Origin of the sequence: Haloferax sp. DFSO60 (assembly GCF_046557615.1) — an archaeon.
In the GTDB taxonomy this organism is placed as follows: domain Archaea; phylum Halobacteriota; class Halobacteria; order Halobacteriales; family Haloferacaceae; genus Haloferax.
This window is the reverse complement of the sequence record NZ_JBKIII010000002.1, coordinates 751,335-763,449: the sequence shown is the minus strand read 5'-3', so window position 1 is coordinate 763,449 and position 12,115 is coordinate 751,335. Positions and strand designations below refer to the sequence as shown.

General features: G+C 60.6%; 13 protein-coding genes. 7 read left to right on the top strand and 6 right to left on the bottom strand.

What is annotated here, in order from left to right:
* The first annotated feature begins 11 nt into the window (after window positions 1-11).
* From ACK509_RS13435 to ACK509_RS13425, 3 genes are all read left to right on the top strand, one after another.
* Window positions 12-488: a GNAT family N-acetyltransferase gene (locus tag ACK509_RS13435; protein ID WP_410767047.1), complete on the top strand. Its 477-nt coding sequence runs from the start codon at window positions 12-14 to the stop codon at window positions 486-488.
* Window positions 489-566: 78 nt separating this feature from the next.
* Window positions 567-1,532 (top strand): sugar phosphate isomerase/epimerase family protein, encoded by a 966-nt coding sequence (locus ACK509_RS13430; RefSeq protein ID WP_410767046.1) that lies wholly within the window; start codon window positions 567-569, stop codon window positions 1,530-1,532.
* A 5-nt stretch (window positions 1,533-1,537) separates the two neighbouring features.
* The gene (locus tag ACK509_RS13425; protein ID WP_410767045.1) at window positions 1,538-2,668 is read left to right on the top strand and encodes a Gfo/Idh/MocA family protein; all 1,131 of its coding nucleotides are present in this window, start codon (window positions 1,538-1,540) and stop codon (window positions 2,666-2,668) included.
* A 48-nt stretch (window positions 2,669-2,716) separates the two neighbouring features.
* Here the strand turns inward: ACK509_RS13425 and ACK509_RS13420 are convergent, their stop codons facing one another.
* Together ACK509_RS13420 and ACK509_RS13415 are read right to left on the bottom strand one after the other, a co-directional pair.
* On the bottom strand, window positions 2,717-3,565 hold the full coding sequence (locus tag ACK509_RS13420; RefSeq protein WP_410767044.1) for a translation initiation factor eIF-2B: 849 nt from the start codon (window positions 3,563-3,565) through the stop codon (window positions 2,717-2,719).
* 93 nt (window positions 3,566-3,658) lie between these two features.
* On the bottom strand, window positions 3,659-3,898 hold the full coding sequence (locus ACK509_RS13415; protein WP_410767267.1) for a DUF5822 domain-containing protein: 240 nt from the start codon (window positions 3,896-3,898) through the stop codon (window positions 3,659-3,661).
* Window positions 3,899-4,065: 167 nt separating this feature from the next.
* Between ACK509_RS13415 and panB the strand changes: the two genes are divergently transcribed.
* Window positions 4,066-4,875, top strand: a complete 810-nt coding sequence (gene panB, locus ACK509_RS13410) for a 3-methyl-2-oxobutanoate hydroxymethyltransferase (RefSeq protein WP_410767043.1) — start codon at window positions 4,066-4,068, stop codon at window positions 4,873-4,875.
* A gap of 51 nt (window positions 4,876-4,926) precedes the next feature.
* Here the strand turns inward: panB and ACK509_RS13405 are convergent, their stop codons facing one another.
* The gene (locus tag ACK509_RS13405) at window positions 4,927-5,712 is read right to left on the bottom strand and encodes an alpha/beta fold hydrolase (RefSeq protein WP_410767042.1); all 786 of its coding nucleotides are present in this window, start codon (window positions 5,710-5,712) and stop codon (window positions 4,927-4,929) included.
* 117 nt (window positions 5,713-5,829) lie between these two features.
* On the opposite strand from ACK509_RS13405, the gene ACK509_RS13400 reads away from it, so the two are divergent.
* From ACK509_RS13400 to ACK509_RS13390, 3 genes are all read left to right on the top strand, one after another.
* Window positions 5,830-6,288, top strand: a complete 459-nt coding sequence (locus ACK509_RS13400; protein ID WP_410767041.1) for a hypothetical protein — start codon at window positions 5,830-5,832, stop codon at window positions 6,286-6,288.
* 213 nt (window positions 6,289-6,501) lie between these two features.
* Window positions 6,502-6,753 (top strand): Hsp20/alpha crystallin family protein, encoded by a 252-nt coding sequence (locus ACK509_RS13395; RefSeq protein WP_410767040.1) that lies wholly within the window; start codon window positions 6,502-6,504, stop codon window positions 6,751-6,753.
* Window positions 6,754-9,018 (top strand): CDC48 family AAA ATPase, encoded by a 2,265-nt coding sequence (locus tag ACK509_RS13390; protein ID WP_410767039.1) that lies wholly within the window; start codon window positions 6,754-6,756, stop codon window positions 9,016-9,018.
* A 322-nt stretch (window positions 9,019-9,340) separates the two neighbouring features.
* Here ACK509_RS13390 and bcp read toward each other — a convergent pair whose 3' ends face one another.
* Genes bcp through priS form a run of 3 tightly spaced genes read right to left on the bottom strand, consistent with a single transcriptional unit; the run spans window position 9,341 to window position 11,950 of the window.
* Window positions 9,341-9,802, bottom strand: coding sequence for a thioredoxin-dependent thiol peroxidase (gene bcp, locus ACK509_RS13385; protein ID WP_410767038.1), 462 nt, complete (start codon window positions 9,800-9,802; stop codon window positions 9,341-9,343).
* A 37-nt stretch (window positions 9,803-9,839) separates the two neighbouring features.
* Entirely contained in the window at window positions 9,840-10,793 is a 954-nt protein-coding gene (locus tag ACK509_RS13380; RefSeq protein ID WP_410767037.1) for a DNA replication protein, read from the bottom strand.
* On the bottom strand, window positions 10,790-11,950 hold the full coding sequence (gene priS / locus ACK509_RS13375; RefSeq protein WP_410767036.1) for a DNA primase small subunit PriS: 1,161 nt from the start codon (window positions 11,948-11,950) through the stop codon (window positions 10,790-10,792). The genes ACK509_RS13380 and priS overlap by 4 nt, the downstream gene beginning before the upstream one ends.
* Window positions 11,951-12,115 lie beyond the last annotated feature (165 nt).

The window sequence follows — 12,115 nt, the reverse complement described above, 5'->3', positions numbered from 1 at the left end:
TACCTCCGAATGTGAGCGTCAACGTGGAGATGCGGGTTGACGGTCCCGGCGATGCCGAGTACGGGGAAGCAGCGTGGGACCTCAAAGAACGCATCCGAATCAACGAGGGGCTGTTAAAACAGCGTCGCGGATTCTTCATGGACGCCTACCGCCGTTCGACGACGTATCTCCTCTTCGAGAACGAGACGCTCGTCGCCTTCGCATCCACACGGCGCGACGGCTACATCCTCTTTTTAGCCGTCGCACCGGATGCACGCGGTCAAGGCTACGGGAAGCGACTCATCGCCGAAGTCGCAGACAAACATCCCGTCGTGACCTGTCACGCACGAACGACCAACACCAACGCAATCGACTTCTACGAACGAGTTGGATTCACTATCCGCCGCCGCATCGACAACTACTACGAAGACGGCGGTGCCTCGTACTACCTCCGACTCGGTGAGGAAGCCGGGTTGCGAGAGCGTCTCTCTGAGTTCTTACGACGGTAACACCGGTTCGAGGAGCGCAATTCCCCTCGCTTGCAGATATCCTTAATTTTTATTCGCTTCGTAGTTGTAGCTCTGCGTATGTACATCGGAGTGCTCACTGTCCCACTCGGGAACGAATCGCTCGACGACGCGCTCGACTATCTGTCGGGTATCGGCGTCGAGGGCGTCGAACTCGGCGTCGGTGGTTGGCCGGGCGAAGACCACGTCGACCGCTCGGCAGTCCTCGCGGACGAGGAGGCCCAGGCCGACTTGCTCGAAGCCGTCGAATCGCGCGACATGCAAATCAGCGCGCTGGCGACCCACAACAACCCGCTTCATCCCGACGAGGAGACCGCGGCCGAAGCGGACGAAGAACTCCGTGAGGCAATCGAACTCGCCGCCGCCCTCGACGTGAACACCGTCACCTGTTTCTCCGGACTTCCCGCTGGTGGCCCGAACGACGAGGTTCCGAACTGGATTACCGCTCCGTGGCCGACCGAACACGCCGATGCCCACGAATACCAGTGGGACGTCGCTATCGACTACTGGTCTGACCTCGCCGAGTTCGCCGACGAACACGGCGTCGATATGGCAATCGAGATGCACCCGAACATGCTCGTCTACGAGCCAACTGGGATGCTCAAACTCCGCGAAGCGACGAACGAGCGCGTCGGCGCGAACTTCGACCCATCGCACCTCTACTGGCAGGACATCTCGATTACCGACGCCATTCGCTTCCTCGGCGAAGAAGATGCAATCCACCACTTCCACGCCAAGGACACCAAAGTCTACGACGCGCACGCCCGCGTGAAGGGCGTCCTCGACACCACCTCCTACGCCGACACCGCCGACCGCTCGTGGCTCTTCCGGTCTATCGGTTACGGCCACGGTGAAGAACACTGGAAAGACGTGGTCTCCACGCTTCGGATGGTCGGCTACGAGGGCGCGCTCTCTATCGAACACGAAGACGCGCTCACTTCCTCGAACGAAGGTCTCGAAAAGGCCGTTGACGTCCTCGGTCGCGCCGTCTTCGAAACGCAACCCGGCGAAGCCTACTGGGCCTAATACCAATGTCTGACTCAGCATCCGAACCCCTCAAAGTCGGCGTCCTCGGCTACCGATTCATGGGCAAGGCGCACTCCAATGCACTGGCACGCCTGCCGATGTTCTTCCCCGAAGCGCCCGAAATCGAGCGCACCGTCATCGTCGGCCGCGACGAGGAAGCCCTCGCAGACGCCGCCGAGCGATTCGGCTTCGAATCGACGGCGACCGACTGGGAAGACATCATCGACGACGTGGACGTGTTCTACAACCTCGGCCCGAACCACCTCCACGTCGAGCCCTCTGTGGCCGCGCTCGAATCGGGCGTTCACGTCTTCTGTGAGAAACCGCTCGCACCGACGCTCGACGGCGCGAAGACGATGCGCGATGCCGCCCGCGACGCCGATGTCGTCGCCGGGTGTGCGTTCAACTACCGCTTCGTCCCAGCGATTCAGTACGCGAAGGGCCTCATCGAAGACGGCGAACTCGGCGAGATTCACCACGTCCGCGGTCGCTACCTGCAAGACTGGCTCGTTGACCCCGAAGCCCCGTGGGCCTGGCGCATGGAGAAGGAGTACGCAGGCTCGGGTGCCCTCGGCGACCTCGGCGCACACACTGTGGACCTCGCTCGGTTCCTCGTCGGCAACGTCGCGGGCGACATCGAACGTATCTCGGGTCACCTCCAGACGTTCGTGGACGAGCGCCCCGTCCCCGGCACGGACGAGTACAAACCCGTCACCGTGGACGACGCCTACACCGCGCAAGCCGAATTCGAGAACGGTGCCGTCGGTTCGTTCGAAGCCTCTCGCTTCGCCAACGGCCACAAGAACGACCACACCATCGAGATTCACGGGTCCGAAGGGAGCCTGAAGTTCTCGCTCGAACGCCTCAACGAGTTAGCGGTGAAGACGGGTGACAACCGCGGCTACGAAACCGTACTCGTCACCGACGAATCCGACCCCTACATGGAACACTGGTGGCCACCGGGTCACGTCATCGGTTGGGAACACACCTTCGTCCACGAGAACTACGAGTTCCTAAAAGCGGCCGCAGAAGGCGGCGAGTTCCACCCGTCGTTCGAAGACGCCTACGAAGTCCAAGAGATTCTCGACGCCATCGAGCGCTCCGACGACGAGGGCGTCTGGGTCGACATCGAGTAGCCGACGCTCGTTACCAAATTCTTTTTCAGCAAAAACCGAGCGGCCGCGTTAGAACTCCACGACGCCCGTGTCTGTAATCACTTGGTCGATGAGTTCGACGGGAGTCGCGTCGTAGGCCGGATTCTCCAACTCGATGCCTTCGACGGGTTCGAGCATCACTTCGCTCGGCGAGCGAATCTCGTTCTCGAAGCGGAAGCCGCCATCGACGATTTTGGCACTGGAGCCAACGACGGTGACGGGTACGCCCACCTGATTCGCGGTGGCGACGAGTGGGAACGTCCCGACGCGGTTGTAGAGCGTCCCGTCCACGATGCAGTCCATGCCGATGACGACGTGGTCGCACTCGGGGAGGAAAAAGCCGGACGCGCCGTCGACGATGAGGTGTGGTTCGACACCGTCGAGGGCCGCGAGTTCGCGGGCGAATTTCCGGCCGAGGAAGCGCGGGCGTGCCTCGGTGACGTAGGCGCGCATCGACGCACCGCCTTCGACAGCGAGTTCGACGGCTTCCTTCACCGTCGAAGAGTAGTCGTGCGTGAGGAACGCCTGGCCGTCTTCGAAGAGTTCGGCGGCGTTCGTCGCGGCTCTGCGCTTGCCCATCTCGACGTCTTCGACGACGCGCTCGATGGTGTCGAGCGTGAGGCTCCGGGCGTCTTCGAGGCCGTTTGCTTCGCCTTGGACGCTCGACAGCACTTCTTGGAGCGCGTTGTAGAGTGACGCGTGAGAGGGGCTTGCGCGCTTGAGCGCCCCAACGTTCCGTTCGAGGTCACGCTCAAACTCCTCGACAGTGGTGTAATCGCGTTCGGTTAACTCCGCGAGTGACCGCGTCGCCTTGACTGCGACGACCGAGGAGCTGTGCGTCTGCATCTCACGAATCTCCTCGATGGTCTCGTCTATCATACGCGAACGTCGCCGTATCGGCTGAAAGAGTTTCCGGCACCGAGTCAGTCACGCGTCAGACAGTTCGCGGGTGTCGATTTTCGTGGGTGTCGGTTACGCGTCGGACTGGCTCTCGGAATCGGCCACAGCCTCCTCCGGTTTCGACCCGCCGTCGCCCGCGTTCGTTCGCTTGGCGTAGAAGTAGAGGACGACAGCAGTGATGAACCAGATGACTGCGCCGACACGGATGGCAAATTCAGCCCGCGCTCCCCACGTCGTCAACCCGGCGTTCAACGAGAGCAACGCGACAATCGGCGACCCGACGAGGATGGTCGTCACGAAGGTCATCTGCATGACCCAACCGTAATCGACGCCTTCGGGGTTCGACTTCTCGACTGGTTCCACAGGTAGTGCTTCGATTCGGGTGGCTAATGCGTGCCGGTTCCGGTCGGATGTGGCCGTTGAAGCCCGCCCGTTAGCGAAAAGGAGAGTCTCTTAACCCAGTCGTGCGAACTGCCGTCATGGTCACGGTACGGGCGCTGCGAGCGAAGAAAGGCACGACGCCGATTACGATGCTCACCGCGTACGACGCACCCACAGCACGGCTTATCGACGAGGCAGAAATCGACATCATCCTCGTCGGCGACAGCATGGGAAACACCTCACTGGGCTACGAATCGACACTCCCGGTGACGATAGACGAGATGCAGAGTCGAACGTCCGCGGTTGCGCGCGCGACGACGGACGCGCTCGTCGTCGCCGACATGCCGTTTCTCTCCTTTGGGGTGGACGAAGCCGCCAGCATCGAACACTGCGGGCGCATGCTGAAAGAAGCAGACGCCGATGCGGTCAAGCTCGAAAGCGGCCCGCACACGGTCGAACTGACCGAGCGACTGGTCCAACTCGGAATCCCCGTGATGGCGCACCTCGGTCTGACGCCACAGCGTGTGAAAGAAGTCGGCTACAGCAGACAGGGAACCGACCGAGAGGAGGCCAGCAAGATTCTGGAACTTGCCAAGGCCCACGCCGAGGCGGGTGCGTTCTCGCTCGTCCTCGAACACATCCCGGCGAACCTCGCGACGCAGGTCACAGACGCCATCGACATCCCGACGATTGGCATCGGAGCAGGAGCAGAGTGCGATGGACAGGTTCTCGTCATCGACGACGTTATCGGACTGAGCGACCGCACACCACCGTTCGCGAAGCAGTTCGGCGACGTGAAATCTGAGATGGAAAAGGCAATCGAAGGCTATCGAAATGCGGTGACCGAGGGTGAGTTCCCAGCCGAAGAACACAGCCACGTCGAATCCGACTTAGACAAACTGTACTGATACTCGGGACAGTTCACCTCTCGTTTGCGTTTTGACGACTCGTTTTTCGACTCAGAGACGGTTCGCGAGAAAATCAGAAACTGCGGCGTTGAACGCGACGGGTTGTTCGAGCATCGCCAGATGCGCGGCGTCTTCGATAGTCGCCCGTTCGCAGTCCGGCATCTCCTCGGCGAAGTAGTCGTGATAACTCGGCGGTGTCAGTCGGTCGTACTCGCCGACGAGCGCGAGCGTCGGCACGTCGAGGTCGCCGATTTTCGAACGAACGTCGAACGTGTGGCACGAGTGGAAGTCCCGACTCGTGACGGCCTGTCCGGCGTCGTACATCGCCTCTTTCGAGGCTTCGATAAGGCGTTCGTCGTCACTGTGAAACAGTCGGTCGTCGCCGTGGAGGAAGGTGACGGCGCGGTCGAAATCGTTCTCTAACCAGTTCAACAGGTCGTCGAGGACGGCGAGTTTCGCGCCCGTCCCGGCGAGGACGAGTGCGTCGAGGTCGAGGTCGCGCTGTAAGGCGAGTGTCATGGCGACGGCCCCACCGAGCGAGTTGCCGACGACAACGTTCGCATCGGTCGCTTCAGCGACTGCAACCACGTCGTCCACGTATGCAGAGAGTGTTTCGTAGCCAACGTCGGCATCGACGTCGTCGCTCTCGCCGTGGCCACTCAGGTCGAGTGCGGCGACCGAGTAGTCACTCGCGAGACGGAACTGGCCACGCCACACATCGCTCGACCCGCCGCTCCCGTGTACGAACAAGATGGTCGGTGTGTCGGAGTCGTCGCGCGCCTCACGGAGGCGATATGCCGTCGTTCGCCCGTGGTGTTCGGTCGTCAGAACGTCCATTGGTGTATGGTGGACGCCACGTCCGGATAAAGCCGACTCTGTTGGGCACGGTGCTACAGATGCTCTGGGACAGCCCCAATCGGCAATTTATTGTTACTTTGAAATGTCGAATTGGCTATGGTCTCCCTCGCAAAGTTGCGTCAGTTTTGGTCTCGTGATTCGGCAGACTACACACAGACGAAGACGTTTGCGCTCGGGATTGTACACTTAGGACTCGTCGTCGTCGAGTTTGGGTTGCTATTCGCGTTGGCAAAGTCACTACGGATTATGACACTTGCAACGCTCGATGCACAACCGGAGTCAACTATCTTCGCAATACTACTCGGCATCGTTCCCGGAGTCGTCTTTGGGGCAGTCCTTCCGTTTCTGTTCCAGTATTTCGAATATTTCAGTCAGCTAAGCAGCAAACCAACAGTCAGAGTGCTGGCCCCGACGCTGACGATTGGGACGTACTTCGCCCTCTTCTTCTACCACCCAGTGACGAGCGTATTGTACGCCGCCACGTACGCTTCAACTCGGGCTCTTACCCTCACGGGAATCTACGGCGGCCATCGAATCAAAGCGACTCTCACCTAGCACTCTGCTATTCGCCTCGAATCAACATCCTCGCCAAACCAGCGTCGAATTTCCGAGGCCACTACTTTGACATTGATTGCCAACGAAATAGGATACGCCGTCGCATGGATGTGAACCGCAATTCAACCGTATTGCGACAAACACCGTGCCGTACACCGATTAACCGCAGAAAGATTTAAATATTGAGAACACTAACTTTGTGTTAGACTTACCATGAGCATGCAACAGTTCGCCGGTGGGAACGAGCGGTTTATTCGCCGGTACGAATACGATGACAGTTGGGTCATCGCAGCAGATATCGGCCTCTCAGAGGACGATGTCGATGTCGATATCGTCGGCTCGACGGCCATCATCGTGGCCGACACCGGCGAGCGCGTGACCGAGACGGAGTTCGAACTCCCAATGGGCGGTGACGCGAGCGTAGACATTCACAACGGCGTGCTCACCATCACCATTCAAAAATAAATGAAACTCATCGTCAAACCTCTCAAACAGAAGGACGCTGGCCGCGGACTCGCCGCAATCGACCGAGCGGCGGCCGCCGAACTGGGTCTCGAAGGTGGAGACTTCATCCGCATCGAAGGCCCGAACGACGGCACCGCCATCGCTCGCGTCTGGCCGGGCTACCCCGAAGACCAGAACACGGGCGTCATCCGCATCGACGGCCGTCTTCGCCAACAGGCAGGCGTCGGTATCGACGACCGCGTCGAGGTCGAGAAAGCCGACGTGAAGCCCGCACGGCAGGTCACGATTGCGCTCCCGCAGAACCTCCGCATCGGCGGCAACATCGGGACGTACATCCGCGACAAACTCTCTGGACAACCAGTCACGAAAGGCCAGAGCGTCCAGCTCCCGCTGGGATTCGGCTTCATGACGGCCTCCAGCCAGTCGGTCCCGATTAAAATCGCGGCGACCAATCCCGACGGCACCGTCGTCGTCACCGACAGCACCGAATTCCAAGTCAGCAAGAAACCTGCCGAGCAGATTCGAGAGTCTGCTCCCGGCGAGAGTACCGGCCCATCCGTGGCCTACGAAGACATCGGTGGGCTCGACAAGGAACTCGAACAGGTTCGTGAGATGATCGAACTGCCGATGCGCCACCCCGAACTGTTCAAGCGCCTCGGTATCGAGCCGCCGAAAGGCGTCCTCCTCCACGGCCCGCCGGGCACGGGGAAGACCCTGATTGCCAAGGCAGTCGCCAACGAAATCGACGCCTCGTTCCACACCATCTCGGGGCCGGAGATCATGTCGAAGTACTACGGCGAGTCCGAAGAGCAACTCCGTGAAATCTTCGAGGAGGCGACCGAGCAATCGCCCGCTATCGTCTTCATCGACGAAATCGACTCCATCGCACCCAAGCGCAGTGAGGCCGGTGGTGACGTCGAACGCCGCGTCGTCGCCCAACTGCTCTCGCTGATGGACGGCCTCGACGAACGCGGCGAAGTCGTCGTCATCGGCGCGACCAACCGCGTCGATGCAATCGACACCGCACTCCGCCGCGGTGGGCGCTTCGACCGCGAAATCGAAATCGGCGTCCCCGACCGCGACGGCCGCAAGGAAATCTTGCAGGTCCACACGCGCAACATGCCGCTGATGGACGACGTGGACCTCGACTCGTACGCGGACAACACCCACGGGTTCGTCGGTGCCGACCTCGAATCCCTCGCCAAAGAGTCGGCGATGCACGCTCTGCGTCGCATCCGCCCGGAACTCGACCTCGAAGCCGAGGAAATCGACGCCGAAGTACTCGAAAACCTTCGAGTCACCGAGGACGACTTCAAGCAGGCACTCAAGAGCATCGAGCCATCCGCCCTGCGCGAGGTGTTCGTCGAAGTCCCCGACGTGACCTGGGAAGACGTCGGCGGCCTCGAAGGCACTAAAGAACGCCTTCGTGAGACCATTCAGTGGCCGCTCGAATACCCCGAAGTGTTCAGGCAGATGGACATGGAGGCCGCCAAGGGCGTGTTGATGTACGGCCCACCGGGGACGGGGAAGACCCTCCTCGCAAAGGCCGTCGCCAACGAGGCCGAGTCGAACTTCATCTCCATCAAGGGGCCCGAACTCCTGAACAAGTTCGTCGGCGAGTCCGAAAAGGGCGTCCGCGAAGTGTTCAAGAAGGCCCGCGAGAACGCCCCGACGGTGGTGTTCTTCGACGAAATCGACTCCATCGCAACCGAGCGCGGCCGTGATTCGACTAGCTCTGGGGTTACCGAGCGCGTCGTCTCGCAACTCCTGACTGAACTCGACGGACTCGAAGCCCTCGAAGACGTGGTCGTCATCGCCACGACCAACCGCCCGGACCTCATCGACTCGGCGCTCCTCCGGCCCGGACGCCTCGACCGCCACGTCCACGTTCCCGTCCCTGACGAGGACGCACGCCGTGCCATCCTCGAAGTCCACACCCGCAGCAAACCGCTCGCTGAGGATGTTGACCTCGATTCGATCGCCGCCAAGACGGACGGATACGTCGGTGCTGACCTCGAAGCACTCTGCCGCGAGGCCTCGATGAACGCCTCCCGCGAGTTCATCAAGAGTGTGAAGAAAGAGGACATCGACGAAAGCGTCGGCAACGTTCGCGTCACGATGCAACACTTCGAAGACGCCCTCGACGAAGTTGGTGCAAGTGTGACCGACGACGTGCGCCGCCGCTACGAAGAAATCGAAGAACGCTTCCAGAAGAGCGAGGTCGAACGCGACCGCGAGTCCGAAATCGGCCGCACGTTCCAGTAACTCACAGATTCCACGCGGAATCTCGTCTGTTTCGTTCCACTCCGCTGGTTCCTTCGACTCTCTTTCCCACCTTTCCGTTCTCGTTCCTACCGTCTTCGTTCCCGCCGTTCGCTCTCGTCTCCTGTCCGTTCGCCACGCTCACCTTCGCAAATTTCTGCGACAATTCACGCATTCCGATATGTTCATATGCACCTTGTCCACTATGTAGCGGTACGCAGGATTTCGAACACGGAATTCGAAACTCGTTTGCTGTTTATTTCATCGGAAATGTGGTGTGCTACTCGTCGTTTGTCAAAAAGCTACTCGGGCCGTAGTAAGTGAGCTATTCGGAAGCGAGTGCGTCGAGCAGTTCGCCAGCGTGGCCGTCGGGAGAGACGCCTTCGTAGACGTGTTCGATAGTGCCGTCCGGGCCGACGATGTACGTGTTGCGGAAGACGCCATCGAACGTCTTGCCGAACATGTTCTTCTCGCCGTACGAGTGGTACTTTGCCGAGGCCTCGCCGTCTTCGTCTGAGAGGAGTCTGAAGGGGAGGTCGTACTTTTCTGCGAATTTGTCGAGGTCCGAAACGGGGTCGTCGCTGATTCCGAGAACGGGAACGTCGCGTTCTTCGAACTCGTCCCACGAATCGCGGAAGCCACAGGCTTCGGTGGTGCATCCCGGCGTGTCCGCTCGGGGGTAGAAGTAGACGACGACGTAGTGGCCGCGGTAGTCCGAGAGGGAGACCGACTCTCCGTGCTGGTCGAGAAGTTCGAAGTCGGGGGCAGTATCGCCAACAGCGAGCATACGCTGTTCGTTGGAAGGCCCCTACAAAGGCTCTTTCTTACTCTAATTCTTCTGCCGCGCCGCGTTCGACGAGTGGCCCGGCGTTCGCACTGGGGAGCGTCACGACGTCCTCCTGTGCTAAGTCGTACTCGCGCTCGTCGATGCCGAAGATGGTTCCCACGTCGGCGGTGATTCGAACCGTCGTCCGCTCCGAGTCGAGGTCGACGAGCGGGTCGTCGTCACCCGCTTCTGCTGTCTCACTGGATGCTGCCGGTTCGTCCCCGATAACCACCGTCGCTTCGTCGTTCGGGCGGTCGGCTTCGGGAGTCGAGGACGTCTCGGGGGACGCGGATGCGGGGTCGGTCGTGGATGCAGTGTCGGTAGTAGATGCGGCGTCGGTGTCGTCCGACCCAGTTCCCATCGCATCCGCGAGGATGTCGCCTGCCGCGTCGGATGCTTCTGTACTCTCTCCTGACTCTGGGTCTGGGGCGTCTGGCGGGATTGGCGGCACATCGTCGGGTTTTGCCGCGGGAGAAGGTTCGGTCTCGGTCGTCGTTGGTTCGGGGCGCTGAGAAGTCGGTGATGTCGTAGATGCTGAACTGGTCGATGCCGGTGTGTCGCTCGCCGCAACGTCTTCGAGTGTCGAGAGGACAGTCGTGCGGTTCTCTTCGATTCGGGTGACGAGGTCATCGAACAGTCGTTTCTCTTCGTGGGTTAGCCCGTCCGTATCGGTCGGCATGCCTGCGGCCGCGAAACTCGCGGCTTTGACGACTTTGCCGACGCGGCGCTCGTAAATCGAGGTGACAATCTCTTCTGTGGTCTCGATTTCGTCGGTGATGCGCCGAATCTCGTTGGAGTAGTGTGTCCCGAGTTCGTCGGCGCGCTGGTCTCGCCGGGCTTTCTGCTCGGCGATGAGTTCCGCGACGTCTTCGTAGAACGACTCGCGAAGTTGCTGCAAGCTATCTTTCTGCCGCTCCGTCCGCAGCACACTCCTGAGTTCGTCTGCATTCATTCTTTCACCTTCTCGGCGCGACCTCGGGCCATGAGGAAAATCCCGACGCTTTCGCTTATTGACTGAACACCCGAGTCGAGTGTAAATGTATCGCCATCGAAAGTAACTGGGCCGGGGTCGGTGACTCGAATGGTAATCTCGCGCCCACGGAATCGGTCGGGGACGGCATCGACCAACGGGTCGAACTCCTCGAACTCCTCACGGGTGAGTGGTTGGACGACGAGTCCCGACCCGCCGTGGAGACTCTTGGGGAGTCGAATGAGACGTTTCGTGTCCGTCGTGACGGGTTCGTCGATGGGCGCGGTTTCGGATTCGACGACTTCGTGCGCGAGGGCGTCTACGAGGGTTCGAACACCCGGACCCCCAGCCTCGACGTTCCCCGTTCGAATCGCATCGGGGTTGTTTCGGAACGCGCCCAGGATCGTTTTCGCGCGGCCTTCGCCGACACCATCGAGTTCTTGCAAGCGATTCAGTGCGGCTTCTTCTTCGAGTTCCATGAGACCGTCCACGAATTCGAGGAGTCTGTCGTGAGTTCGGCGGCCCCACCCGCCTTCGGTTCGGAGAACGCGCTGGGTGATTCCTCGGTCGCCCGCACGTGTCTCGATGAGACCGTCGAAGTCGAGGTCGATAGCGCGAATGTAATCGACGATCTCACGGCGTGCTTCGCTATCGAGGCTCCGAATCCCCTCGTCGCGGACGTGAACGTGATATCCACGTCCACCGGAGAAGACGACCTGCATGTCCTGAAACTCGAAGTCGTCGTCGAGAAGCGACAGGAGATTTTCGGTGGCGTCTTTCCCCGCTGCGAGCATCTCGGCGTACGAAGTTTCCTCGGGGTCCACGCCCGGGAGGTGGTCGGCGTCGATGTCGAAGACGAGGTCGGCTTCTCGCCAGTCTTTGTCGTCCATCGAGGATGCGCCAGGGTCGGCAAAGCGGGCCGACGAGAAGTAGACGTGCCGGGGCGCGGTGCGCGCGAGGTAGTCTTCGAGTTCCCCGAGGTCCAAGAGCGACTGGTGGCGGTGCATTCGAGTTCCGCCTGCCGACCACGGAATGACACCCCACTCGCGCTCGCTTGGGGCAGGCGGCAGGGGAACCGTGGCGCTTCGGTAGTAATCGCCGAAACGACCTTCGAGGTACTCACGTGTGCGCCCGTCCATACACTGCGCGTTCCGAAGGCGGGGGTAAAGCGGTTGCGTCTCTCTCCGAGAACGAGAGGTGTTGACAGCCAATCACCGAGTGCCGCCAACACCTGTCTCGACCGGATAGAAACCCCCCTTCCAGCGGCAAAGAGACAATTCAGCAACGAGTAAATTTTTACGAAA